Origin of the sequence: Mucilaginibacter sp. (genome assembly GCF_041660805.1) — a bacterium.
GTDB lineage: Bacteria > Bacteroidota > Bacteroidia > Sphingobacteriales > Sphingobacteriaceae > Mucilaginibacter.
Genome location: NZ_JBAZVP010000024.1, coordinates 43,583 through 70,373, shown reverse-complemented (window position 1 = coordinate 70,373; position 26,791 = coordinate 43,583). Strand labels below are relative to the sequence as shown.

Below are 26,791 nucleotides of genomic sequence, written 5' to 3'. Positions count from 1 at the left end.
ACTTTTGAGGTAAATAAAAAAATATGCAACTTTTAGCTTATATCGCGTCGGCACTGATCGGCATATCGCTGGGCCTTATCGGTGGCGGCGGTTCTATACTCACCGTTCCGGTTTTGGTTTATCTCTTCGGTTTTGATCCGGTGTTAGCGACCTCCTATTCACTTTTCATCGTCGGCTCAACAAGTTTGGCCGGTGCAGTTCAAAACTTTCGCAGGGGGCTGGTGAGCGTCCGAACAGCGCTGCTGTTTGCACTATCCTCTGTAAGCACGGTTTTTCTTATCCGGAGATTTATCCTGCCTTTGATCCCGGGAACTTTTTTCAGGATAGGTAGCTTCACCGTAACACACAATTTGCTGACGCTGATACTATTTGCTTTCCTTATGGTCGTTGCCGGAACTGCCATGATTCGCGGCGGTAAAATTGACCCCGAAGGTAGGATTAGTAAGAAAAACCCGAACCTGACGAGCTTGTTGTTTTTCGGGACCGTTATTGGAATTGCCACTGGATTACTGGGTGCCGGTGGCGGTTTTCTCCTTATCCCAATCCTTGTTATACTGGTAGGACTGTCCATGAAAGAGGCGGTTGGTACTTCATTATTGATAATTGCGCTTAATTCCCTCATCGGTTTTACCGGTGACCTTGGTCATTTTCAGATCAGCTGGTTCTTTCTCTTGAAAATAACTGCAATTACGATAACAGGCGTTTTCATCGGCGGGTTAATTAATAACAGAATTAAAGGGCTAAAGTTAAAACGTGGCTTTGGCTGGTTTGTACTGATAACAGGAACCGGCATTATCATTAAAGAAATGTTGCTTAAGTGACTTTGATCACCGTTTAATATTATTCATTAACAGAAATTTGTACAAAGAAATCTATTAAGTCATGATCATCGAACAAATATATACCGGATGCCTGGCCCAGGGGGCTTACTACATCCAATCGGAAAACCAAGCGGCAATAATTGACCCGCTCAGGGAAGTGGAACCCTATATAAAAAAGGCAAAAGCGGCTGGGGCTGTCATCAAATATGTATTTGAAACACATTTTCATGCCGACTTTGTTTCCGGCCATCTTGACCTCTCCAGGCAAACCGGGGCCCGAATTATTTATGGCCCTACTGCACAGCCTGGTTTTAAAGCTCATGTGGCTAAGGACAGGGAAGAGTTTAAGCTGGGTAAAGTAACCATCCGCGTGCTGCATACGCCCGGCCACACTATGGAATCGGCCTGCTATTTATTATTAGATGAACATGGCGAGCAAAAGGCATTATTTTCCGGCGATACGCTCTTTATTGGCGACGTTGGACGTCCTGACCTGGCACAGAAAGCAGCCCACATGACGCAGGAAGAACTGGCAGGAACGCTTTATGATTCCCTGCGCAACCAGGTGATGACTCTCAATGATGATGTAACAATTTATCCGGCGCATGGCGCGGGTTCGGCCTGTGGAAAGAATATGAGCAGGGAAATTACAGACACGCTTGGGAATCAGAAAAAGCACAATTATGCCTTGCGGGCAAATATGACAAAAGAGGAATTCATCAGGGAAGTTACACGGGGGTTAACGCCGCCGCCGGCTTATTTTCCAATGAACGTGAAAATGAATAAAGAAGGTTACGAAAGTATAGACTCGGTGTTACGCCAGGGTACGCGGGCGTTGTCTCCGGAAGCCTTTGAAGCGGCTGCCAACGAAACGGGGGCCGTAATACTGGATACCCGAAATGCGGCCGTATTCGGACAGGAGTTTATTCCAAATTCGGTTAATATTGGACTAGATGGCAACTTTGCACCATGGGTTGGCGCATTGATCACAGATATCCGGCAACCTATACTTATTGTAGCTGATGAGGGGCGGGAAGAAGAGGTCGTAACGCGGCTGGCAAGAGTTGGATATGACCGTTCGCTTGGCTTCCTGAAAGGAGGCATGAACGCCTGGAAGGCGGCCGGCAAAGAAACGGATCATATAACATCGGTAAGCGCGGAAGAACTGGCCAACTCAGGCGCAGAAGCGGCTTTAATAGATGTACGTAAGGCTAGTGAATATCTTGCCGAGCATGTGATCGGTGCCGAAAACATACCGCTGGACTACATAAATAAGCATATGAGCCAGGTCGATAAAAACAAACCCATATATGTACACTGTGCCGGTGGTTACCGTTCCATGATTTTCAATTCTATTATGCGCGCGCGTGGTTATCACAACCTTATTAATGTGAGCGGCGGCTTTACAGCACTTAAAGAATGTGGCAAATTCAAAATAAGCCCCTACGTTTGTCCCGGCACAATGCTTTAGCAGACAGCATACTTCTTAAATTCGCTTATATGTACAACAGTTAATGGATCATGATAGAATTATTAAAACAACCTTGGCCATGGTATGCCTCCGGTACAGCAATAACCTTTATAATGGTGTTGCTATTGTATTTTGGAAAATCATTTGGTTTTTCGTCCAACCTGCGTACCCTTTGCACATTAGCCGGTGCCGGTAAAACTCATCATTTTTTTGATTTTAACTGGCGTACGCAGCGCTGGAACTTATTGTTTATGGCTGGGGCTGTTTTCGGTGGATACCTGTCAGCCGCCTGGTTAAAAAGCGATCAGCTATTACAACTCGCTCCTTCCACCATTGCTGATCTGCAAACCCTCGGGGTGCCTTTTGATGGCGGGTTAAACCCATCGTCCATTTTTAACTGGCATTTCGCATTCAGCCCTAAAGGACTGGTTACCCTACTGGGTGGCGGTCTGATGATTGGCTTCGGCTCCCGCTATGCCGGAGGGTGTACCTCTGGGCATGCCATTAGCGGCCTCTCTAATTTGCAGCTGCCCTCCTTATGGGCCGTTATCGGGTTTTTTGCGGGTGGCCTGATGATGACTCATGTTTTCTTTCCATTAATATTCTGAAAAAATGAAAGGAGTGAAATTTGTAATTGCCGGCATTTTGTTCGGTGTGATTATGGTAAAATCGGAAGCAGCATCGTGGTATCGCATACAGGAAATGTTCCGCTTCCAGTCCTTTCATATGTACGGAATAATCGGCACTGCGGTTGGATTAGGCGCCATAGCCATATTCCTGATCAAAAAATTGGAAATAAATGATTTTTATGGCCATCCGATCGTTTTTCCTCATAAAGAAAAAAGTTGGCCGAAATACATTTTAGGCGGGCTGATATTCGGTTTGGGCTGGGCCCTCGCCGGTGCATGCCCTGGACCTATGTTTGTTAACCTCGGTTATGGTTACCCGACGATGATCATTGTTATTTTGGGTGCATTACTGGGGACCTACCTGTACGGAATAACTAAAAACAAGCTGCCACATTAGTTGTGATAATCATGAATGCTCTGAAATGGGACTTACAGGGTTTGTTGGGAAATCCGCCGGCTTAATGATGATTATGTTTTCAGTATAAGAATTAAACGATACAGTTTTTATTAAACCGGTATTGCTATGACAACAGGCTGTTCACAACCCCGGCATCTATGACCTGGAGGTGGATACTTCAATAAACTCACCTGAGGAATGTGCGAAGATTATTATGGAAAGTCTTGATCGAAATGGCGGGCCAATTACGGCATTTAAAAAGCTTGCCACCGGGCGATTTAGATAGAGAAGCTGACAGCAGATAATGAACCGGCGATTACACACATCCATCGCATTGGTATCTTTTTAGTGGCTGCCAAATATCAAGGTTTTCATCAAAAAGGTGAGGTATTAATAATTGACAAACCTATGATATTCTAACATCGTTATTGACGGCAGTGTTAAGATAATAACTGTATCACTGCCACTGCAGTCAGACAAGGCTTAGATTTCGCCTGATTCAAGGCATCATTTAATTTGTGCGCTATCCTATCCTTTAACAGACCTTGCGTCTGTGCTTCGCTGACATTAAAGCTCTTTACCGTTTGACTCATTAAAGTTTGGCTTTTTCATTCTTTAACAGTCCAGCTTTGAGAAGTGGGTATACTGTCCACGCGATGAAACCAATGCGTTAATAATGATACAGGGCACCATTATTTGTGACAGGCATCATATCTAAACTCCGCCGCCGCCCGTAAATTTACGGCACAAACATCGGACATAGTAGTACCAACTTATATCATGTAACATGCAGTTCGGCACAAACACCAGGGAATTCTTTGACCAGACCGGCAAAATCAGCAATTTCGCAGGGCGCTTCTTTTCCTCGGTGGCCAAACCCCGCTTTGAGGCCGCTGAGTTTTTTAATCAGTGTTTCCTGATAGGATATAAATCCCTCGCACTTATTGCCTTAACCGCCTTTATTATGGGGCTTGTCCTTACCATGCAGTTGCGTCCCTCCCTGGTCGAATATGGCGTGCAATCGCAGTTACCGGTAATGGTGGGAATCGCTATTGTTCGCGAAATAGGCCCGGTGATTACTGCTCTGATCTTCGCAGGCAAAATAGCGAGCAGTATCGGCGCAGAACTGGGATCGATGAAGGTAACCGAGCAAATCGACGCAATGGATGTAAGCGGCACCAATCCTTACAAATACCTGGTTACTACCAGGGTTATAGCAACTACGCTGATGCTCCCGGTACTTACTGTCTTAGGCGATGCCGTGTCGCTCTTTGGCGCGTATATCGGGGTAAATATTCGCTCAGTCACCAGCTTTCAGTTATTTTTCACCCAGGTTTTTCAAAGCTTAAGTTATGGCGATCTGGTTCCGGCTATTATTAAGACCTTTTTCTTTGGATTCGCCGTAGGCATTATTGGTTGTTATAAAGGGTATTTTTCCAGTAAAGGCACAAGGGGGGTAGGCAGCTCAGCAAACTCCGCAGTGGTACTCTCCTCCGTGCTCATTTTTGTGATCGATCTTTTGGCTGTTCAAATCACCGACCTGCTTGGCCTAAATTAAACAAGAGATGGACACAACAATATCAGTCATACCACGGAAACCTAAAGACGATCAGATCATGATCGAGGTGAAACATTTATATAAATCATTTGGGAAAATCCATGTGCTGCAAGACCTTAACCTAACGCTCCACAGACAGGAAAATCTGGTCGTGCTCGGTAAATCCGGTTCGGGCAAATCTGTGCTGATCAAATGCATTATCGGTCTTTTAAAACCCGACAAGGGAAGCATCATTGTACTCGGAGAAAGTGTCCCTGACCTGAATGAGGAAAAACTGGACCAGGTTAGGATGAAGATCGGATTCCTGTTTCAGGGAAATGCGCTTTATGACTCGATGACAGTCAGAGAAAATCTGGAATTCCCCTTGCGCCGTCATACAGTGAACTATAGTCAGGACCAGATCAACGAGCTGGTTGCGGAAGCCCTTGAAAATGTAGGGCTCCCCCATACAACAGAAATGATGCCGTCAGAACTCTCCGGAGGAATGCTAAAACGCGTTGCGCTGGCAAGGACCTTGATCCTGAAGCCGGAGATTATCTTATACGATGAGCCTACTACAGGACTTGATCCGGTCACAGCAAGAGAGATCGACAAACTCATCGTAGCGCTGCAAAAAAAGTACCATACGGCTTCTATAATTATCACACACGATATGCATTGCGTTAAAAATACAGCAGATCGCGTAGCGCTCCTGCTCAATGGACGTTGTTACACAGAAGGCACTTACAAAGAGCTGGAGAACGCAGCGGACCCGAAGATTAAACAATTTTTTGAATAGCAAAAATGGCAAATACAGAAATCAACAATATTAAGCTCGGCATATTAGTGATCAGTGGTCTGGCCGTGCTGGTCTTTTCGCTGTTCCTGATTGGCAAAAATCAAAATCTTTTTGGTGGAAGCTTTGAACTCAAAGCCAGGTTCACCAACATAAACGGACTAATGGAGGGCAACAATGTCTGGTATTCCGGAATTCAGGCCGGTACTATAAAAAATATTAAGTTGCTAAACGACACGGTTATAGAGGTAACTATTCGCATTGATAAAGATATCAAAAGCCATATCCGGTCCAATGCGATTGCGTCAATTGGCACAGAAGGTCTGATGGGCAATAAGATTATTAATATAACCCCTGCGAAGAGCAACGGCAAAATTGCATCTGCCGGCGACATCCTGCCCGTTCAAAAGCCGGTAAATACGGATGAATTACTGCAAACGTTATCCAAAACCAATAATGACATTGCAGTCATTTCGGGTACACTCAGAGAAACGGTCCTGCGCATCAGCCGAAGTCCGGCATTAGATCTGCTGGATGACAAAACCATAGGTAGATCATTGCGGTCTTCTTTGGATAATGTAAACAGCGCGAGCGCAAACGCCCGCTTTATGACCCGGACGTTAAACGAATTAATGACCCAGGCAAAGAAGGGCAAAGGAGTTGCCGGTGCATTCCTGTCAGATACAGGCATGGCTGCAAATATGAAAACTGCTATAACTAATTTCAAACTGGCAAGCCAAAATGCGAATCGTCTGACGGTTCATCTGGACAGCCTGGCCCTGCAGATCAGTTATGACCTGCACAAAGATCAGGGGATATATCATTTGTTGTTAAAAGACACATCAATGAACAGAAATTTTAGCCTTAGCCTGGACAATATCAGAAAAGGAACCGATGGATTTAATCAAAATATGGAGGCGTTGAAGCACAGTTTTTTGTTCAGAGGTTATTTTAAAAAGCAGGCCAAAGAGGCCAGCAAGAATATAATCAAGTCAGGCAACTAATTACACAGGCTCAAAGCCTGCAGTCATACCTGACGGAAAATCGAACATAAGGATAATTCCGGTTGACCTCCGGATAATATTTGTAATAACCGCGCAGGGTAAAATATCCGGGTTCAGCACATATGGATAATTGCCGGATTACTTTGTATCTCAGTTCCCCGGATAGGGCATGCAAAAAATAATGGGACCTGTTACCATTGACCGTCATAAACCATCCGCCTCTGTAGCTGACACTAAAATAGGCCTTGCCTGCAACATTTATTTCACCGCCGGCACTCAGCCCTAAGCCAGGGCCATAATCATAATTCCTGTCGTAATAGGGATAGGCACTCGGTACCGCAGCCAGTATAACAGGTCCGGCGCCTAAAGAAGTGGTAAGACGAACCTTAGCCGGTAATTGCAGCGATGAGTATAAATTCATTTTTACACTTTGTGCTCCGTAAAAGAAAGCTTCATTTTGCACATAATCGTAATTGGTCGAAAGAATGGCTAAATGGTTGAACTTGCTTTTAGCTGAGATTTCCCATCCGGCCAGGGATCCGTATACGGTAATTAGATTAACATTGAAACGGGATTTATCATTCATTCCGATCTCTGTACCGATATAGATATTGCTGAAAGGCGTTCTGTAATTCTGATGAGGAAGCCCATAGCTCAGCCTGGCTCGTGCATACCAGCTGAAATCCCTGTCGCTGGTCCGATTCGTATTATTACTTTCAAACCGGCGAAAACCTAAACTAAATTCCGCGTTAATCTTCGAGGTATCCTTCTCCGTCAGGGAAGGCGTCCTTCTCCCCCATTTGCCGGTTAATATCCGGTTAAAACCATTGGCAGGATTGACCAGCAAGGCGAACACCTCACTTAACTGCCGTCTGAATCCATGGCTATGATTATTGGTTATTTCATTGGCCAAGCGATGTGTCATTTCGCCCAGGACAATTCCGCCAAAGCTCGTATTGATAAAATCATTAGGAGACGGCGCTTCATTTTCCCCTGCAGTTTCCCAGATATAGCTCCCGACAAAAGCAGCCGGAACTGACTGCCAAAACGAATAACCATTTGACCTGAAGGCATTAAAATAGATACTTCCATGATAAGGATGCATAAACTGGTTGGTCTGGAACGAATCGTGATCCCACGCCCAATTTCCGGGGTTGAGATTATAGCTGATACTTTTGAACGAGACCCGTGCATAGTCGGCATGGAAAACATACCGGTCTACCGCGTAGGGGACCGCGTCGGCAAGCAGCAACTGCGCTGCGGCCCGGCCAAAATACCTTCGATCAGCTGCAGGGAGCGCCTTTTTAATTAAGCTGTCATTTCCCGGCATTAGTTGATTTTCGGGAAATGACTGCCCACAGAGCCGGCAAATGCAAAGGCATAAAGGCCCTGCCACGATCAAAAATCTGATATACCTGTTAAGCAACATTTGTGCTTTCCCTACCTGTCCGTGGCAACGGCTTTTTAATTGCATCTCAAGGCAAAGTCGTCGGATAAAGCACCACCTCGTCCAGAGTGATTTTCCTTAAATGAAATTCGGGGTTCTCCGATACCACTTTATTGATATTTGTTATTCCTGAAATGAGCGCATCCGGATTAAAGGAAATGCTGTCGATACCTGCGGTGACTAATAGCCTGGTAAATGCTTCCGAATCGCTCGGTGCCTGACCGCATAAGCCAACCTTTTTATGCAGTTCGTTTGCCCTGGTGATCATCATGGCGATAAGTTTTTTGCTGGCCGCGTTCTGTTCATCAAACAGATCGGCGATAAGGGCTGAATCACGGTCTATGCCCAGCGTCAGCTGGGTAAGATCATTAGAACCTATTGAAAAACCGTCAAATGACCTGGCAAACTCATCGGCCAGTAAAACATTGCTCGGTATTTCGGCCATCACATATATCTGGAGGCCATTGTCGCCCCTTTTTAGACCATAACTATCCATTAGCCTGATTACCTTCTCCCCTTCGGCCACCGTCCGGCAAAAGGGGATCATTAATTTCACGTTTGTAAAACCCATTTCATTCCTCACCACTTTCATCGCCTCACACTCGAGCTTAAAGCCATCCCTGTACCGGTCGTGATCATAACGCGAGGCGCCTCTGAAACCGATCATCGGGTTCTCCTCTTCCGGTTCGAAATACTTACCCGCAATCAGGCCGGCATATTCGTTGGTTTTAAAGTCGCTCATCCGGACGATCACCTCTTTAGGGTAGAATGCCGCTGCAATGGTGGCCACGCCCTGCGAAAGCTTATCTATAAAATATTGTTCCTTACTGCTGCTCCCAGTCGTAAGGTTGGCAATTTTCACGCGGTCGATTTCATCGGTTACCCGATCAAAATGCGCGAGAGCCATAGGATGGATGCGCACGTGGTTGGCAATGATAAATTCAAGGCGCATCAGCCCTACCCCATCATTGGGAAATCGCGCCAGCCGGAACGCCTGCCCCGGATCAGCAATAATCAACTGCGCTTTCGGATGTGCCGGTAAATGTATATCGCTGACGTCAGTTATCTTCTCAGCCCATTCCAGCTTGCCACGGTAGACTTTCCCTGTTTTACCTTCGGCGCAACTTAAGGTTATCAGTTCTCCGTCTTTGATATTATAGGTGCCATTTTCAGTCCCCACAATAGCGACGGCGCCCAGTTCGCGTGCGATTATCGCCGCATGACTTGTGCGGCCGCCTTTATTGGTAACGATACCGGCCACTTTTTTCAGAATTGGGTCCCAGTCGGGGCTGGTGGTATCTGTTACCAGTATATCGCCTTCTTTCAGGCTTCCCGCCTGGTCGGGAGAATGGAGCACACGCGCATACCCTGCGGTGATCTTGTTTCCGATAGCGGCCCCACTGCTTATGATATCGCCCTTTTCAGCGATAGTAAAGGTTTTTATCTCCAGCTTCTTTTCGCGGCTATGTACTGTTTCGGGACGGGCCTGTATTAAATAGAGCTGATGGTTAACACCGTCTTTGGCCCATTCAAAATCCATCGGTTTGTTATAATGCTTTTCAATCAAAAGCGCCCAGCGTCCCAAATGTTCAATTTCCGCGTCGTTCAGGACAAACTTGCCACGCATTTCCCATGGCGTATCCAGGTTGACGGTATCCTGTGTGTCATTCTCATCGTCCGCATAGATGAGCATCTTGCTTTTACTACCTAAATTTTTCTGGATGATCGCCTTATTGTTCCTGATGAGCGCTGGTTTAAATAATAAAAACTCATCGGGAACCACTGTGCCCTGCACCATATTTTCTCCAAGCCCCCAGACGCCTGTCAGATGCACGACATCACGGAAGCCGGACTCCGGTTCCAGCGTAAAACCGACGCCTGAACAACCCTTATCCGCCCGGACCATTTCCTGGATACCTACAGACAAAAATACCTTATGATGATCAAACCCCTTATCCTCCCTATATTTTATTGCGCGGTCGGTAAACAACGACGCAAAGCATTTTTTTACCGCGTTAGCAATTGGCCAATGGCCCCTAATATTGAGGTAGGATTCGTGCTGGCCGGCAAAACTGGCGTCAGGCAGATCCTCCGCAGTGGCGCTGCTGCGAACCGCAACCGGCTGATCGCTGAAATTGAATAAATAGTCATAAGCATCAAAGATGGCCAATTGCAGGTCCTCCGGCATATGGGCGTACAGGATCAGTTTTCTTGCCGCGCCGCCAATTTCCGAAAGATTTGAATAATCGGTTCTGTTCAAACTTTCCATAAGGCCGCCGAGTTTTGCACTCAGGTTATTAGCGCTTATAAAATAACGGTAGGCCGCTGCGGTGACCGCAAAACCATCCGGTATCAGGATACCTGCTGGTGCCAGAAAATTAATGAGCTCTCCTAATGAGGCATTTTTACCGCCCACCAGTCCAATGTCTTTGATGCCGGTATCTTTGAACTTTTTGATATATGGTTCCATAACAAACGTTTTTAGAGTTCTTACATCGTAAATTTCCGGTTAATCGCCGGTATGAATAATGATGACTGTCAGTTAAAGAACTGACAGTGGTCAGATTGTTCATTCGGAACACTTTTCAGTTGCCGCCCTTGTTGCCGGTCATAAATATTAATGAGCGGCATCATTTTTCAATTGGCTTGCAGGAGGTATTATTGTTTCATGAAAACAGCAAGTATCAAACATTTACAATTTGCGCACAACGAATGGCTAAGGGCAATTGAATTTTATAAACTGGAGCTTCATATCCTGCAGGAAAGGCTGGAAGAAATTGCCTTCGATAACACCGGAAAAGAAGTATCGGAGGGAATTGAGCATTATCAGAATCAGCTGATCATTCACAGGGACTATCTCGATGGCTTGGCTCACCGCATAAAAACCAATGTCCGCGAAGCTGAATCTGAGATCACGCAAAGCAGCGGCAATGTTAGTGAAAGCACAGTCCTTGTTCACGATGAGCTGGCGGAACAGTACCATACAGAAGAAAACATGATCAACCAGCTAAGACACGAATTCAACCGGTTTGCTTCCAAATGGATGTAAGTGGTCATCAGCCCGGTAAAGGTCCTATACAACTAAATTATTGTTCAGCCGTATCTCGCCCGACAAAGACCGGGCATGAAAACGGGATACATGCGACCGGCTCCCGCAGGTATCCCGTTACGCTTTCAGGCAATTGCAATTTGTTTACGGCTCACAGCGGCCTTTTGGTCTTTTTCCATTTCTACGCTGAGCAGGCCATCCTTGTAACTGGCTTTAATATTATCTGCCAGGACGTTATCCGGAAGACTGAATGTGCGGGTAAATGAACTGCGGGTGAACTCCCTGCGGGTGTAGTTATCTGTCTCTTCCTTTTGCTCATTCTTTGTTTCGGCACTAATCGTCAGCACGCCGTTTTCGGTCGTAATTTTAAAATCCTCCTTCTGGAAGCCGGGTGCCGCGACCTCGAGCTCAAAACCTTTCTTCGTGTCCTTAATGTTTACTGCGGGGAGCACTTCGCGGTTAAAGACCGCAGGGCTAAAAAAGCCATCGGTGTTCCAGAAATCTTCCATCATTGACTTTAATGACGGAAAGCCATTTGTTTTTGCTAAAGTTGACATAATTTCAAATTTTGTTTACCGTCAAATTTCGGCCAAATGATTTTTCAGGCAAATGAGCGCCATCATTGCTTAAGGTGATCTTCGTCAATTTTTATTAGGTTCATCTCCCTACTTTTACCTTCATTAAACATTAAATATATGAGCAGCTTAATAGATAATGAACCGGGCATACGGGATCAGACCGTTTATTTGCAATCATTGGGGGCGGCACAAACGGTTACAGGCTCTAAACATTTGCTGATCACCCCTGAACTGAATATATTGATCGACTGTGGCCTGTTCCAGGGGATCAAGTCGCTTCGCGAAAAAAACCGGGAGCCACTTCCGGTCTCCGCTTCGGCAATTGATATGGTGATACTCACACATGCTCACCTTGACCATAGTGGATACATCCCCTTGCTTGTCAAAAACGGTTACCGCAAGCCAATTTATATGACGCAGCCCACCCGTGACCTGGCAGAACTGATTTTGCGGGATAGCGCTAAACTACAGGAAGAAGATGCCGAGAAAGCCAACCGGAACGGATACTCCAGGCACAAACCGGCCCGGCCGTTGTATACGGTGTCAGATGCTGTGGCAGCCCTTGCCTTTTTCAAGGTTATCAGCCCGGAAGAGACCATCACAGTGAATTCAGATATTGACTTTACACTTTATACCAGCGCGCACATTGCGGGGGCCTGTTCAGTGAAACTGAATTGTTTCGGCAAATGCATTGTTTTCTCGGGCGATATCGGCCGTCAGCGGTCCGAACTCTTGCCGCCACCTGCTCACGTTCCGCCGGCAGACTACGTAGTGATGGAATCTACCTATGGCGACCGCCTGCATGCCAAAACGGATGCAGCTGATGAACTGGCTATGGTGATCAATAACACTGTTTTCAACAATGGCAATATTTTGATCCCCTGTTTTGCGGTGGGACGGGCACAGGAAGTTATGCATTTGATCTATCGTTTAAAAAAGAAGCAAGGCATACCGTCTGCGATACCGGTATTTTTAGACAGTCCTATGGCTGCATCTGCGGGCAAGGTTTTACTGCATTACCCCGATTGGTTCACCATTAGTGAAAAAGAATGCGCTCAGATGTTCAGCGGGGTAACCATCAATGATAATCATCAGCATACCCAGGCGATCATTCGTCAGCGTGGCAGCAAGATCGTACTGGCGGCAAGCGGCATGATGACAGGGGGGCGCGTTTTAGAATACCTGAAACATTATATAGGCGATGCCAGAAATACCATAGTGATCATGGGCTACCAAGCGGAAGGCACCCGCGGCAGAGCTCTGCTCAACAAAGCTTACGAAATAAAGATCCACGGACAATATTATCCGGTAAGGGCGCAGGTTATGGAGATTGAAGGCCTATCGGCCCACGCTGATCAGACGGAATTATTGGAATGGTTAGGTCAATTCAAGGAAAAAATGCCGGAGGTTTATCTCGTACATGGCGAACCCTGCGCGCAGGAAGCGCTGAGGATCAAAATCAAAGACGAGCTGAAGCTAAAAGTGATCATCCCGGAACAGTATCAAAAAACACCTTTATACACGGTCACCGCTCATCAACCGGCGAACGGGCAGGCAGCTGCGGCTGATGGCGGATTAACTGCTAAGCTGTAATCTGACTCATCATTTATATCATGTTCAACCTTCATTACGGACAAAATTATCCGTTTGTGTATCCTTGAACTCTTAGATGATGAATTTGTCAGGCATACCGGAAGTCCGGTGAAGTTATGTTACCGAATCCACTGAACTACGAAAATCAGGGCTTAAATATGCTGTTAATCATGTAATCAGGTGATCAGTGTCATTCGCCTTTAAGAAGATAATTTCAATATTTGATCAGTATAGCGATCCGGTTAACCGCCGGAATAAAGACTAAAAAATGTCATCATGAAAAAAGTTTTAATTTTAACCGATTTTTCAGCGAATGCGGAGCATGCGGCTGAAAATGCAGCCTATATTTGCGCAAAATTGAATGCAGATATACTGCTTTATCACACATCTCAGGTGATACCTATCACACCATATGACGGGGGCGGACCGTACGCCGGGGAGTTAACCAGCATTTATACCGAAGAAGACAAAGAAAAAATGACCAAACATTCGGCTAAACTTAAAGAATTTGTTAAAAGACTCAACCCGGAAAGCCGCCTGTTAATACATAACCTTCACGGCGACGGAGGCCTCGGACCAAACGTAAAAGACCTGTTAGAACATAATGATATTGAGCTGGTCGTTATGGGCGCCCGATCCGGCAGCTATCTGGATCATTTCTTAGCGGGCAGCGAAACCCAATCAGTGCTGAGGAACACAGACAGGCCATTGCTGATCGTTCCGCCGGCTGTTAATCTTGAAAAAATCAAAAATGTCGTTTTCGCTACCGACTACAATGCAAAGGACAAAGCGGCCCTGAATTACCTGATCGATCTGGCGAAACTCTTAACCTTCCGGATACAGGTTGTACATATTAATGTGTTTGGTGAAGATGCCAATAAGGATATCATAGCGGAAATGGATTTTAAGAAGTTTGCCAACGAACTAAAATTTCAGGATATTACTTATCATGCTATACGTGGTAAAGACGTTGTTCCGCGGCTTAATCGCTACTGCGAGGAATGCGGCGCCGATATCCTTGCCGTCATCCATTATCATCAGGGGTTCTTGTCTCGGCTGTTTAACGCCAGTCAAACCACGAAGGAGCTGGCTAATCAAAGGCAGTCGCTGCTTATTTTTCCGCCAAAATTCACAGCGGAATAATCTTCGTGACAGGAAGACTTTCTTTAAATTGAATATACGGCAAGTTGACTCACAGTTAAATTCATGCTCTTGTCAAGGGTTAGGTATGCTGATTAACCAGGGAGCAAATGGTGAAGTATTAAGCGAAAGGCCCGCGGCTAAATAATTATTGCTATCCCCCCTTTGGATATAAAATAATTCACCGCCAATCGTAGCTCCGGGCTGAAAAACCTGTTCGCTATGAAGTGTTCCATCGGCATTGATTTTAAGCGCCCAGCCCCTAAACACTTCAGTAAAATTAAATGATGCCAAATCAAAATCGTAGCTACTGGAAAAACCGGCTGCCAGGTATTGTCCGTTATTAAGGTTTGTCAAACTTCTGATTTCGTCAACGAGCGTTCCGCCAAACACTTTTGCCCATAACTTATTTCCGTCCTGATCAGCTTTTAACACCCAACCATCCTGATTTTGAATGCCAGGTTCAAATGGGGGGTGCAAACCTGCCACATCCCCATCTTTACTTAATGTAGAACCTACTAAAATATAATTATTGTCTTTATCAATGATCATGTCATGAGCCAGATCAACACCAGAACCACCATAAAATTTCTGCCACAACGGGATACCCCGGTCGGTTAGTTTTATTAGCAAAAAATCTGGAGATGGCCCGTTAAAGGTAGTTTCCCCTATCACAAAATTGCCCTTTTTATCCTGCACCACCCGGGTTAAGTCAATACCGGAACTAATTTTTCGGTTCCATAAAAGTTTTCCATCCTTGTTAATCTTTATTATAGTCGCTTCTCCTACCGCTGCATAATTATTATCACAGGTGCTGATTATAGAGCTGATTAAATTCGTAATCCCCCCAAAGCTCTTCACCCAAATAACCTTCCCTTTACAATCGATTTTCATAATAAAGCTCGTGCTCGCGCTGCCCTCGTCCTTTAAAGCGGCGAAATCGCCGTCTCTGCTGGAAGTCACCCCGCCTATTAAGTAGGCGCTATCTGCAATAGCCAATATAGATTCTGCTTCTTCCATGCCGGACCCGGCGATTTTTTTTACCCATACATTTTGCCCCTGCTGGTTTATTTTAATGAGCGCAATATGAGGCCGGTCGACACCTATGTTACAGGCCAGAATATAGCCATTGTTGGCATAAGTGCTGATAAACGGCGTAAAACGATTATAGCTGTAGCCGGGAAATGTCACATTAAAATTCGTGGTTGAGGGAAATGGAGCGAGATCTGAAACTTCTTTTTTTACCGTTGCCTGGATTGGCACAAGTTCCTTTTTACATGCGGCCAAACCCAGGACGAAAATTATAAGCAGGCAGGCTTGATTTTTCATTGTGGCGGGAATTACATTAAAGACATATCAAATTTACCTTATAGTTAAATGATATTGTATCACATTAACTGGCAAATAGTACACGGTTTTGGCACACCCGTTGCAATTTGTATCGGCGGTTAAGGGTCGAATGCCTGGTGTGAAAATTAAGGTCGGGGTTTAATTGGAAAACCTCATTGTACTTTTAATTTGACCGGGAAGGAGTCTGTCATTAGTTGTAGGATGGTTAGAACATTGTCGCGAAACGGTTGGGGATACAGATAATCGTTGTTTCACAAAATGGCCTGCCTTCCATAAACAGGATCAGGACGGCGCAGTATAACGTACAAGATAGTGTTGAAAATGGATTCACGTGAGCGGTTTCCACTCAGTCCCTGACGGTCCATATTTTGGGATCCAAGCGCTAATTCTTCATCCTTGACGGAATAGCGAAACCATTTATTCCATTTCCATCCACTTAATGGGAAGGTCAAAATAGGAAGTGGCCGCAGCCACCCATACTGCTGTTTAACGTGTACAACAGGCCCTACCGGCATGTCCATTTCTCGTTATGCCTAGTTAGAAGCAATTAGGCTGAAACACGGCTTTATTATTATTCGCAATTGGACTTTTTACCGCTGCCAGCGCCCGGTGAATCCCTCGGCTCATTATTTGCCGAATAAAGTGAACCAGCGCCATCCAAACTGACTGGATCTAATCGCCCCTTAACTTTGCCTCCATGCTCATGGTTGTATGCGGTACCGCCATTAGCCGTTCTTTTTGAATCAGCTTTCCGGTCGAACGGCAGACGCCATAAGTTTTATTAGCTATCCGAATCAATGCGGCTTCCAGCTGCTCAATGAACTTTTTTTGCCTTGCAGCCAGTTGGTGAATGGACTCCTTTTCAAGCGTCGCCGCACCGTCTTCCAGAGTTTGATAAGCGCCTGATGTGTCATCTGTACCGTTAGGGTTGGTACTATTCATAGAGGAAACCAGGCTATCCAGCTCTTCCCTCGCTATTTTTATTTTACTATTGATCAGAGCCCTGAACTCGGCCAGCTCATTATCTGAATATCTCGTTTTTTCTGACGCGGGTATTTGTTTTTCCATGAAGTCCATAACACAAATTATCTGGTTTGGTTTCGTGAAATTATTGAATCTTATACCTCATCGGTAAGAATTGTGAGAGACACCACCCATGCTGCTAATCAGCGTCCAGGCTTCGTTTCTATCGCCTCTTTGTCGACAGTTATGGTTTAAGCTACAGTTTGTAGTCAAACGACAACATGGGTCTATAGCTGCCGTTTGCGGCTGGCGCTACCGCCAAATGATTTGACTTCATTCTAGTTTTTTTTCCAATTAACCGTTTATTGGATTTCATTTTGTAATGATGGCTATGTACATAAATAACACCACGATGTCTAAGCGTATACTGATTATTGACGATGACGAAGACATTTTGGAAATTCTCAACGTGATATTTCAGGAAGCCGGTTATGAGGTCATCTTGTCTAATACAAGCGTAGCCGCCGGCCACATTGAAGAGATCCGTCCTGACCTGGTTATGCTGGATATCCGTATCGCTGGTTCGAAAAAAAGCGGAATGGAAATGTGCCGGGAGCTTAAAAGCAATTATGAAACCAAGAACTTGCCGGTAATGCTTATTTCCGCCGAAGCTAACCTGCATCAAATAGCCAAAGACTGTGCTGCCGATGCTTATATTTCCAAACCGTTTGATATAAATGACTTGCTCCTTCAGGTAAAAGAATATCTATCGTAGCGCTGTTTTGGCGTGCATCGTCTGTATTGTGTTTGACAAAAGCCGTCGGGCCGATTAACTGAGTTGCAAAGATCAGGTGGCCTAAATTGATCAGTATTCCACGGCGGCGATAATCATATCCGGGCAGGCGGATTGCCCAGTAAAAGAGATAGTCGCGTGGTAAATGTTACAGTAAATATTCCGGAAACGCGAGCTGCGGGTACCCGCATAATTCGTTCAACCATCAGTGAATGCGGTTGGTACGCGTAGCCGGCCAGCCACCCGGCAGATTTCTCGCTTGATCCACCTTGCCGCCCGAAAGCACCATGGAAATTTCGAGTGCAATACTTCCGCGCATGACGGTTATTTTCACGGAATCGCCCGGGGCGGATTGCGCCAGCAGTTCCCGCAATTGGGGAGCTGCAATAATTTGGTGCTGATCAAAGCTAACAATGACATCGTCCCTGCGAAGCCCGGCCCGCTCACCCGCGCCGGCACGCTGGACGCCGGTTATCAGCACGCCGGTTAAATTTTTGTTATCCAGTTTTTTGTACTGAACGTCATCCATGTCGCCGAATAATACATCCAGATAAGCATGCCGCACTATACCATACGCCAGCAGGTCGTGCCAGGCTTTCTTCACGACGCCGCCAGGAATAGCAAAAGCGTATCCCGCGAAAGTCCCGTTGGGAGAAACAATAGCCGAATTGATCCCTATCAGTTTCCCGGATCGATCCACTAGTGCACTTCCGCTCATGCCTTCGTTGCTGGCGGCGTCTGTTTGCAGATAAGAATTGATCCGGGCCGGAGTTGTGCGATCGTCCAGAGCTCTGTAGCGGGCACTTAGTATCCCGGCAGTTACAGTCGAGGTAAGATCGAACGGATTGCCTACGGCAAGTACGGGTTCACCGATTTTCACGTGGTCCGGGTTTCCCGGTTCCAGAAAATCCAAACCGTTTTCAGCTATCTTCAGCAAGGCCAGATCGGCTGCATCATCTATCCCGGTCAAAACGGCGTGGTAAGTCCTGCGGTCGGGTAAGATCACCACCAGGCTGTCGCCGCCATTTAAGATATGGGCATTGGTTAAGATATAACCATCAGGGCTGACCAGAACCCCGGACGCACTGCCGGCAAGTGTACTTCCGCCCGATCCGAGCGACCTGATTCCCATTCGCGCCGCCAGCTTAGCGTGTTTCACATATAAGCTGTCAGACACAAAAGACTGAACCCGGACCACAGCAGGCAGCGCTTTGGAAGCAGCGGAACTCAGATCGGTTTGCTGGGCTGAAGCCTGTCTGCACAGCAGAATTGTTGAGGAGCAAATTATATATAAAGTCAGCTTTTTCATAGGAAACTTTTTGTAAAACTTAGGGTCCGCATTGCTAAGCGTAACTTGACCGGCATTCGTCATTGGGCCAGGTACCCGCCGTCAACGTTGTAATAAGCGCCGGTCACAAAAGATGCTTTATCCGAATTCAGCCAAAGCGCCAGTTCCGCCACTTCCTCGGGCTTGCCTAATCTACCCATCGGGTGCAAACTTCTAATTAATTTCGTCGTGCTATCATCCAACACATCCAACATGGGCGTCTGTATATAACCAGGTCCGATCGCATTAATGCGTATGCCCTGATCAGCGTATTCAAGGGCCGCAGCCTCCGTCAATCCGATCACGCCATGCTTGGCCGCGACATAAGCCGGAGAGCCCTTGGTACCTACCTTGCCCAGGATCGATGCCATATTAATAATGCTGCCGCCGCCGGAGGTTAGCATAGCCGGTATCTGGTAATGCATCCCATAAAATACACCGGATAAATTGATCGCGATCACCTTATCCCAGCCCTCGATCGGATACTCACCAACGGTATTTAACGGACCGCCGATCCCCGCGTTGTTAACTGTAATATGTAAGCCTCCGTATCGCCGAACAGTTTGCTCAACCAATCTCTTGTGCTCGTTTGGCAGGGCGGTATCCGCTTCGACGAAAATGGCATCGCCACCATGAACTTTTATTGCATCGAGTGTGTTATTTCCACCTTTTTCATCGACATCGGCCAGAACTATCTTTGCACCCTCCAATGCATACAATAGGGCGATTGCCTTGCCAATACCCGAGCCACCGCCGGTGATCAGGGCCACTTTGTTCGCTAAATTGCTCATATTGCTCAATTATAAGTCTGACCTAAAGGTAACGACCAACATCGAATCAGCCATGTCGATGGTCAGGTTTGACGATGATCTCCGACACTTTTTCATGGAAAATTGAACCGGCAACGGGCAGGTTCAACCCGCCTCCCACCAAAGCGACATCAAGACCGGGGTACCTTTTTTCGGAGGAAGCGAATAAGGCACCGCAATGGTCGTGCCCGGGTGGATCTGCAAGAAGTCGGGGTATAGCTTACCCCCGGCGTTTACGGATCATCCGTTCCAGGGTTGTTGCGTCCTTAGTTTGCAGGTGCGCATGGGTGACAAGGGACCTGGCCAGTTGCGCGGACCTGTCAAAAAGTATATTTCGAGCTCAGCGGATAGGAATTAAAAACCGAAAACAATCGGTGTTTTGAGTAACAAATAAGCGCAAGAAAAGCAGCTGCACGTAAATCAACCGGTTATATCAATTTTATCCTGACGGAATTCAATCTATACCTAATTTATTAACAAATTAACCGTTCAAACTTTGCCGGAACTCAACGAAGCTGAGCCCTATCTGATAGTTGCTTTCGTCCCGGTAACGCTTTCTGACAGTAATATCCGTATCCGCCCGCATCATCTTATTGGTTTCCTTTAAAAAACCGGAGGCCGTAAAGTGATATGGCCCCGGTGTTAATTGCCTGAATGTTGCACTCCCGTCAGCAGCAGAGATCTGCATACTTTGATACCTGGTATTGCCCGAACAATCTTTCAGAGGTATTCCCGCATAGTAGTAAACGGGGATATCTGGTACAGGACGCTGATGGTATTGTAAAACAACGTTGACATTCCCGTTGTAGACTACGGCCTTTTCGCAACCGGAGAATACAATAACGCTGAACAGCCAGACGATCAGCGTTATTCTGAAATTTGTTTTCATCGTTGACGGATTTTTTTGAGCTTCCATTATTCTGCTTTATTTTTCATCGCCATTAGCAGTGCATATGCACCCTTGATAACATAAACGCCCGAAAGGGTTTCGCTGTCCGGTGTAATAATCTCTGTAAAGCCGTTTTCGCTTTCACCTGTTTTTACCTCGGTCATCTCATACTGGTTTCCACCCCGGACCCGGTAGACATACTGTTTACCTTCGAACCGAACGATAGCAGCTTCCGGCAGGACGGAGGCCTTGCTGTTTTTAATCTGTATTTCAGCATTCATATAAGTGCCCGGAACAAGGGTTTTATCATAAGTTTCAAAGTGGCAATGCACATCGGCGTTCCTGTCGGCAGAAAGGTCACGGCCGATCAGTAAGATGGCTGCATCATGTTTTTTTGCCGGTTCGTTGTTCGTATAAGTGGTCAGTTTTTGGCCGATGTACAATTTAGCCAGGTCTTTTTCATAGACCTTCAGGGCCAGGTGAATATCAGTAGGGTTAACGAGTTCAAACAACACCTCGGTGGGAGATACATATTTGCCGATATTGACATTTACTTTGGATACAAAACCGGCAATAGGAGAGTAAATGTTTACGCTCCGCGATATTTTAGACGCGCTGATACTCCGCGCATTTATCCCGATAAGTTGCAATTTTTCAGCTAATGAACTGATTAGCACCTGCTGGCTTCTGTATTCGGCCTCCGCCTGCTGAAAAACCTTATCGCTGCTGGCTTTACTCTGATTAAGATCCTTCTGACGGTTGTATTCATTTTCCAGGTAGCCTATTCGTGCTCTTGCAGTGAGGTAATCCTGTTGTAGCTGAATGTATTGCTGGTCCTCGATAACCGCTATGGCTTCGCCTTTGTCCACGTGCATGCCTGGTAGTAACTTGGTAGACCTCAGATAGCCGCCTAGAGGAACGCTGATGGAAACCATGTTTTGCGGCGGCACGTCGATTTTCCCGTTGAGCTTTAATACCGATGAGATTTCCCTTTGCCCGATCTTACCGGTGGCTATGGAAGCATTTTTCAGTTGGGCAGCTGTCAGGGTTACCATATTGGGATTGATTGCTTTCTCTGTATTTTCAGAAGTTGTTTTTTTACCGCCGCAGGCCGATAACAAAATAAGGATGAGTGGAAAATATATGGTGGATTTCATGATCTGAATTTTAGTTGTTTGAAAAATAGTTAAGTTGAATGATGGCCTCATTTAGGTTGCGGACAGCCTCCAGGTAATCATTTTTTATGGTTACGGCCTGGTTAACCAGTTGTACCCACTCCAGGTAGTTGATATTGCCGGCCGCTATTTGCTGGTTGGCGGTGGTGGTAATCAGTGCAGCATTTTTTAATGGCTTGCTTTCAAAATAGGTAACTGTTTGCAGCTGTTTACGATATTGAAAAATGGCCGATTGGTACGCGGAGGTCATCTGCTGCACCTCCATCGCATAATTGTTTTCAGCCATTTGTTTGTTGATCCGTGCGCTGTTGACCCGGGCCTTTTGGGCGCCGGTAAAAATTGGAATACCGACCCCTACTTGCACCGAATTAAAACGGTTTGAGCCATTGTAGAGTTTATCATCGGCACCGAGACCTTTGATACTGGTATTATTGTAGCCTATGGAAAGGTCTGGTAAAAGCCGGCTTTTCTCCAGCCGGATCGCTGCGTCTGCAACCTTTTGTTGCTGCGCTATCAGCTTTATCGCCGGGTGTTCCTTTAAATTCAAGGTATCTGTGGCAGCTGCAACGGGCAATTGGTAATCGGAACCAGCTGGCATCAATTTCTGCGTGGAGTTCAGCAGCAGTTGAAATTGTAACTGCAATACTGCTACGTCATCAATTAACTGGTGCAACTGCATTTGCACTTGCCCCAGCAGTGTTTCCGCGCTAGTTTTTTCCAGGATATTGGTTTCTCCTTTCGCCAGTCGTAACTCCGCTTTTTTATAAAAGTCGAGATACAGGCTGTCGATATGCTGCAATAACCGTTTTTTCTGTTCCAGATACACCAGGGTATAAAACACCTGGGTAACCTGCTTCTTCAAGATGGCTTCATTTACGGCAACTTTAAGGGCACTGCTTTTCCAATCGGCTTTTAACAGTTCCTTTTGCCTGCTGTAAACGGTAGGGAAGTTAAAAGACTGCGAGATCCCGAATTTGGTGTCCGTATAACTGCTGTTGATCTGACCTGCTTCGCCGAATAAGGTTGCCTGTGAGATGCTGGCTGAAGTGCCTATCAGCATTTGCTGGTATTTTGCCTTTAACTGCTCCTGTTTAACCTGTAAGTTGTTGTTCAAAGCCGTATCAATAGCTGCTTTAAGCGTAATCGGGGTCTGTGCGCTGGAAGTCTGGCTTATCACCGTCAATAAGGCCATAGTAACTAAGCCAGTTGTTGTTTTGCCAAGCACTGTTTTGAAGCCTTTTTCAAACATGATATAGAGTACAGGCAATACGAATAAAGTAAGAAATGTCGCGATCAACAAACCGCCGATAACGACAGTAGCCAAAGGCCGTTGTACTTCGGCACCTGCACCGTTACTGACAGCCATCGGGAAGAAACCCAATGAAGCCACAAATGCGGTCATGAGTACCGGCCGGAGCCTTACTTTAGTACCCATTAAAACAATGCGTTTCAGATCGGTTACACCTTCTTTTTTTAGCTGGTTAAATTCAGATATCAATACGATGCCATTGAGGACTGCCACGCCAAAGAGCGCTATAAATCCAACGCCCGCGCTGATACTGAATGGCATACCCCGTAAGGCCAGGAACAGGATACCCCCGATAGCTGATAAAGGGATGGCCGAGTAGATCAGTAATCCGTGCTTGATGGAGTTGAATGCGAAATACAATAACAGGAAAATAAGCAACAGTGAAACCGGCACCGCAATCATCAGGCGCTGTTTGGCCGCATTCAGGTTTTCAAAGGCACCCCCATAGGTTACATAATAACCCGCAGGGAATTTTAACCGTTTATCTACCTTGGCTTGCAGCTCGTTTACAATGGTCTGTACATCCCGGCCGCGAACATTAAATCCCACGACGATGCGGCGCTTGGCATCCTCCCGCTGTATTTGGTTTGGGCCATCCTTGATCTGCACATCGGCCACTTGGTATAAAGGCACCTGGGTACCCTGCGGCGTTGGTATCAGCAAATTCTGGATATCCTTAAGATCTCTTTTTTGCTCACCACTGATCCTTACCACTATTTCAAATCGCTTTTCGCCTTCAAACAGTGTGCCGGTGCTTTGCCCGGCAAGGGCAGTATTCACCACTTTATTAATATCGGTGATGTTGAGGTGGTATTGCGCTATAGCATTGCGGTTATAGCTGATGATGATCTGCGGCATACCGGCAACAGCTTCGACATACAGGTTTTTAGCGCCATTTACCGTATTAATGATCTTACCCAGCTTATTCGCATAAGCCGCAAGGGTGTCCAGGTCTTCGCCAAATATTTTACAAACCACGTCCTGGCGCGCGCCGGTCATCAGTTCGTTAAAGCGCATTTGCACCGGGAACTGGAAGCCCGCGGTAACCCCCGGCACAGCCTGCAAAGCTTTACCCATTTTTTCGGAAAGTTCATTAAAGGTTTTGGCAGATGTCCATTCGGCTTTAGGTTTTAAAATCACCATCATATCACTGGCCTCCATGGGCATCGGGTCGGTTGGCACCTCGCCACTGCCGATCTTGGTAACCACTTTTTCTACTTCCGGGAACTGTGTCTTTAAAATGTGGGCTGCCTTTTGCGTATTGGTGATGGTTGTGTTCAGGCTGCTGCCTGTTAGTACGCGTGTATCAACGGCAAAATCACCTTCTTCCAGTGCGGGAATAAACTCGCCGCCTAATGTGGTTAATACATATGCCGAAAATATAAACAGTCCCGCAACAGTTAACAAGACCACTTTCGGAAACGCTATTACCCGGTTAAGGCCCGACTGATACGCTCTTTCTACCTTCGCCATCAGCCGGTCTGAAAAATTGGGCCTGTGCTTGATCTTTTTGCTCAGGACGAGGGCGCTCATCATAGGGATATAGGTAAGCGATAAAATAAAGGCGCCTAATAAAGCAAAGGCCACCGTTTGTGCCATTGGCTTAAACATTTTGCCTTCGATGCCCTGCAAAGTGAAGATCGGCAAATAGACCACCAGGATAATGATCTGGCCAAATACTGCGCTGTTCATCATTTTGCTGGCGGAGTTGTTTACCTCCTTATCCATATCTTCCTGACCTAATACGCCAACCTTTGTAAAATGCTTACTATGGCTAAGCGTATGCATCACGGCTTCCACGATAATGACGGCCCCGTCCACGATCAAACCGAAATCCAGCGCCCCAAGGCTCATCAGGTTACCGCTGACGCCAAAAAGGGTCATCATAATAATGGCAAACAGCATCGCCAGTGGGATCACCGAGGCGACCAATAAACCTGCCCTGAAATTACCAAGGAACAGGACCAGCACGAATACCACAATAAGTGCCCCTTCCAGCAGGTTGCGCTCCACGGTACCGATGGCATTATTCACCATTTTCGTACGGTCCAGGAACGGCTCGATCACCACGCCCTCGGGCATCGTTTTCTGGATTTGTACGATACGCCCCTTCACGTTTTTAATTACTTCGCTGCTGTTGGCCCCCTTAAGCATCATGACCACCGCGCCTGCAACTTCGCCTTCATCGTTATAGCACATGGCCCCGAAACGGGTAGCATAGCCTATTTTAACATCGGCCACGTCTTTGATAAAAAGCGGTGTCCCATCTGTAGTATTTTTAATAACCGTGTTGTTGATATCATCCATACTACCGATCAGCCCCTGGCTTCGGATGTATAAAACAGTGGGGCCTTTTTCAATATAAGCGCCGCCGGTATTCTGATTGTTATTCTCTAACGCTTTAAATACATCCGTTATGGTAATATTATGCGAAAGCAGTTGATTAGGATTAACCTCAATGGAGTATTGCTTCAGCTTTCCGCCGAAACTGCTCACCTCCGCCACGCCCTTAACACCCAATAACTGGCGGCGAACGATCCAGTCCTGTATGGTGCGCAGATCTGTTTCGTTGTATTTTCCGGCATAGCCTTTTTTAGGGCGTACGACGTATTGATAAATCTCTCCCAGCCCGGTACTTACCGGGCCCAGCTCGGGCGTTCCGATGCCAGCAGGGATTTGGCTTTGCACTTTTTGCAGGCGTTCGGCCACCTGCTGCCTTGCCCAGTAAACGTCTGTGGCATCGTCAAAAACAATGGTCACCAATGAGAGGCCAAATCTGGAGAAACTCCTGATCTCTTTAAGGCCTGAAATATTGCTGTTGGCCTGCTCTATGGGATAAGTAACTAAACGTTCGATGTCGGTAGCCCCAAACGACGGGGCAATGGTAATGACCTGTACCTGGTTATTGGTAATATCGGGTACGGCATCAATGGGCAGCCTGGTAAACTGGTAGCTGCCATAGCCGATCAGGGCGATGATAAAAAGCCCTACGATCAGCTTATTCCTTACGGAAAAGGCAATAATATGATTTAACATAAAATTAGATCTTGAAAATTAGTAATTCAAAAAGTACCGCATAGCAGCAACTGCCGGGCGAAGCACAGTTAGTAAAATTGAAAGGAAGACTAATTAACAGGATTTTGGCGGCTGCCAGATACTGAATAAGTACGCAGACGGGATCAACCCATCTTTCGGTATATACATTTCCTTTTCGGGGATATAGATCACAGGATTTTCTAAAGTAGGTGCCAAATACGGAATGACTACCGGTGATACCATGGATACACAATTATCCGCCGTTTTAAAAGGCAGTTTCATGTCCTCACTGTAGTCTTTATCCCTGGGGCTGCCGTGCATATAGTGCATATCCAGGAATTGCAGGAATGAAATGTCCTTATTTTCCTTCCGGTGTTCGGCAAAATGTTCAAAAATCACCGGCAATTTCAGCAACTGGTGGAGTTCCGTTGTTGAGAACAGGAAGGCTGTTAAAAGCAATATGGCGGTGAACTTTTTCAAACTGTACAAAAATAGGCATTAATAATCAATCGTTTTTGATACAGATCACTAGATGACCAACTCTTGATCATTTGATGCCTGTAAAAATATCGGTATCCATCAGGAATGTCTGCCGCGCTACCCCGATGTAATTATCCGCCATTCCTTAATAAATATCAAAGCGGTTAGGGAGGCCGGATCTAAGGTACCCAGGCCAAG

Annotated in this window: 22 protein-coding genes and 1 pseudogene; 12 read left to right on the top strand and 11 right to left on the bottom strand. The window is 46.2% G+C overall.

From position 1 onward, the window contains the following. Nucleotides 1-23: 23 nt before the first annotated feature. The 8 genes and pseudogenes from WC743_RS21660 (at nucleotide 24) to WC743_RS21625 (ending at nucleotide 6,655) form a co-directional block, all read left to right on the top strand. Nucleotides 24-821 carry a sulfite exporter TauE/SafE family protein gene (locus WC743_RS21660; RefSeq protein ID WP_373015498.1) on the top strand — a complete coding sequence of 266 codons (798 nt, stop codon included), beginning with the start codon at nucleotides 24-26 and terminating at the stop codon, nucleotides 819-821. Nucleotides 822-882: 61 nt separating this feature from the next. Next, nucleotides 883-2,292 (top strand): rhodanese-like domain-containing protein, encoded by a 1,410-nt coding sequence (locus WC743_RS21655; RefSeq protein ID WP_373015496.1) that lies wholly within the window; start codon nucleotides 883-885, stop codon nucleotides 2,290-2,292. 50 nt (nucleotides 2,293-2,342) lie between these two features. After that, complete coding sequence (locus WC743_RS21650) at nucleotides 2,343-2,900, top strand: YeeE/YedE family protein (protein ID WP_373015494.1); 558 nt, start codon at nucleotides 2,343-2,345, stop codon at nucleotides 2,898-2,900. A 4-nt stretch (nucleotides 2,901-2,904) separates the two neighbouring features. After that, nucleotides 2,905-3,318 carry a DUF6691 family protein gene (locus WC743_RS21645; RefSeq protein ID WP_373015492.1) on the top strand — a complete coding sequence of 138 codons (414 nt, stop codon included), beginning with the start codon at nucleotides 2,905-2,907 and terminating at the stop codon, nucleotides 3,316-3,318. Between the two features lie 145 nt (nucleotides 3,319-3,463). Further along, a pseudogene (locus tag WC743_RS21640) lies at nucleotides 3,464-3,604 on the top strand (hypothetical protein); the annotation flags it as partial. Between the two features lie 501 nt (nucleotides 3,605-4,105). Beyond that, on the top strand, nucleotides 4,106-4,876 hold the full coding sequence (locus WC743_RS21635) for an MlaE family ABC transporter permease (protein WP_373015490.1): 771 nt from the start codon (nucleotides 4,106-4,108) through the stop codon (nucleotides 4,874-4,876). A gap of 58 nt (nucleotides 4,877-4,934) precedes the next feature. Continuing rightward, entirely contained in the window at nucleotides 4,935-5,654 is a 720-nt protein-coding gene (locus WC743_RS21630; RefSeq protein WP_373015488.1) for an ABC transporter ATP-binding protein, read from the top strand. 5 nt (nucleotides 5,655-5,659) lie between these two features. Beyond that, nucleotides 5,660-6,655, top strand: coding sequence for an MlaD family protein (locus WC743_RS21625; protein ID WP_373015486.1), 996 nt, complete (start codon nucleotides 5,660-5,662; stop codon nucleotides 6,653-6,655). A gap of 10 nt (nucleotides 6,656-6,665) precedes the next feature. Here the strand turns inward: WC743_RS21625 and WC743_RS21620 are convergent, their stop codons facing one another. Both WC743_RS21620 and ppsA read right to left on the bottom strand, forming a co-directional pair. Further along, nucleotides 6,666-7,985 carry a DUF3943 domain-containing protein gene (locus WC743_RS21620; protein WP_373015484.1) on the bottom strand — a complete coding sequence of 440 codons (1,320 nt, stop codon included), beginning with the start codon at nucleotides 7,983-7,985 and terminating at the stop codon, nucleotides 6,666-6,668. 145 nt (nucleotides 7,986-8,130) lie between these two features. Continuing rightward, a complete protein-coding gene (gene ppsA, locus WC743_RS21615) occupies nucleotides 8,131-10,572 on the bottom strand; it encodes a phosphoenolpyruvate synthase (protein WP_373015482.1) in 2,442 nt (813 codons plus the stop codon). 198 nt (nucleotides 10,573-10,770) lie between these two features. Between ppsA and WC743_RS21610 the strand changes: the two genes are divergently transcribed. After that, nucleotides 10,771-11,151 (top strand): hypothetical protein, encoded by a 381-nt coding sequence (locus WC743_RS21610; protein ID WP_373015480.1) that lies wholly within the window; start codon nucleotides 10,771-10,773, stop codon nucleotides 11,149-11,151. A 125-nt stretch (nucleotides 11,152-11,276) separates the two neighbouring features. Here the strand turns inward: WC743_RS21610 and WC743_RS21605 are convergent, their stop codons facing one another. After that, nucleotides 11,277-11,708 (bottom strand): Hsp20/alpha crystallin family protein, encoded by a 432-nt coding sequence (locus WC743_RS21605; protein ID WP_373015478.1) that lies wholly within the window; start codon nucleotides 11,706-11,708, stop codon nucleotides 11,277-11,279. 138 nt (nucleotides 11,709-11,846) lie between these two features. Between WC743_RS21605 and WC743_RS21600 the strand changes: the two genes are divergently transcribed. Both WC743_RS21600 and WC743_RS21595 read left to right on the top strand, forming a co-directional pair. Continuing rightward, on the top strand, nucleotides 11,847-13,322 hold the full coding sequence (locus tag WC743_RS21600) for an MBL fold metallo-hydrolase RNA specificity domain-containing protein (RefSeq protein WP_373015476.1): 1,476 nt from the start codon (nucleotides 11,847-11,849) through the stop codon (nucleotides 13,320-13,322). Between the two features lie 276 nt (nucleotides 13,323-13,598). After that, a complete protein-coding gene (locus WC743_RS21595) occupies nucleotides 13,599-14,465 on the top strand; it encodes a universal stress protein (protein ID WP_373015474.1) in 867 nt (288 codons plus the stop codon). 72 nt (nucleotides 14,466-14,537) lie between these two features. On the opposite strand, the gene WC743_RS21590 is transcribed toward WC743_RS21595, so the two are convergent. Both WC743_RS21590 and WC743_RS21585 read right to left on the bottom strand, forming a co-directional pair. After that, nucleotides 14,538-15,791: a hypothetical protein gene (locus WC743_RS21590; RefSeq protein ID WP_373015472.1), complete on the bottom strand. Its 1,254-nt coding sequence runs from the start codon at nucleotides 15,789-15,791 to the stop codon at nucleotides 14,538-14,540. Nucleotides 15,792-16,484: 693 nt separating this feature from the next. Further along, entirely contained in the window at nucleotides 16,485-16,880 is a 396-nt protein-coding gene (locus tag WC743_RS21585; protein WP_373015522.1) for a TraR/DksA family transcriptional regulator, read from the bottom strand. A 307-nt stretch (nucleotides 16,881-17,187) separates the two neighbouring features. Between WC743_RS21585 and WC743_RS21580 the strand changes: the two genes are divergently transcribed. Continuing rightward, complete coding sequence (locus WC743_RS21580; RefSeq protein ID WP_373015470.1) at nucleotides 17,188-17,550, top strand: PleD family two-component system response regulator; 363 nt, start codon at nucleotides 17,188-17,190, stop codon at nucleotides 17,548-17,550. A gap of 223 nt (nucleotides 17,551-17,773) precedes the next feature. On the opposite strand, the gene WC743_RS21575 is transcribed toward WC743_RS21580, so the two are convergent. From WC743_RS21575 to WC743_RS21550, 6 genes are all read right to left on the bottom strand, one after another. Further along, complete coding sequence (locus tag WC743_RS21575) at nucleotides 17,774-18,877, bottom strand: S1C family serine protease (RefSeq protein ID WP_373015468.1); 1,104 nt, start codon at nucleotides 18,875-18,877, stop codon at nucleotides 17,774-17,776. 59 nt (nucleotides 18,878-18,936) lie between these two features. Then, the gene (locus WC743_RS21570) at nucleotides 18,937-19,686 is read right to left on the bottom strand and encodes an SDR family NAD(P)-dependent oxidoreductase (protein WP_373015466.1); all 750 of its coding nucleotides are present in this window, start codon (nucleotides 19,684-19,686) and stop codon (nucleotides 18,937-18,939) included. 499 nt (nucleotides 19,687-20,185) lie between these two features. Then, the gene (locus WC743_RS21565; RefSeq protein ID WP_373015464.1) at nucleotides 20,186-20,593 is read right to left on the bottom strand and encodes a hypothetical protein; all 408 of its coding nucleotides are present in this window, start codon (nucleotides 20,591-20,593) and stop codon (nucleotides 20,186-20,188) included. Nucleotides 20,594-20,619: 26 nt separating this feature from the next. Next, nucleotides 20,620-21,750 (bottom strand): efflux RND transporter periplasmic adaptor subunit, encoded by a 1,131-nt coding sequence (locus WC743_RS21560; protein ID WP_373015462.1) that lies wholly within the window; start codon nucleotides 21,748-21,750, stop codon nucleotides 20,620-20,622. Nucleotides 21,751-21,760: 10 nt separating this feature from the next. Continuing rightward, nucleotides 21,761-26,113, bottom strand: a complete 4,353-nt coding sequence (locus WC743_RS21555; protein ID WP_373015460.1) for a CusA/CzcA family heavy metal efflux RND transporter — start codon at nucleotides 26,111-26,113, stop codon at nucleotides 21,761-21,763. A gap of 93 nt (nucleotides 26,114-26,206) precedes the next feature. Then, the gene (locus WC743_RS21550) at nucleotides 26,207-26,593 is read right to left on the bottom strand and encodes a hypothetical protein (protein WP_373015458.1); all 387 of its coding nucleotides are present in this window, start codon (nucleotides 26,591-26,593) and stop codon (nucleotides 26,207-26,209) included. Nucleotides 26,594-26,791 lie beyond the last annotated feature (198 nt).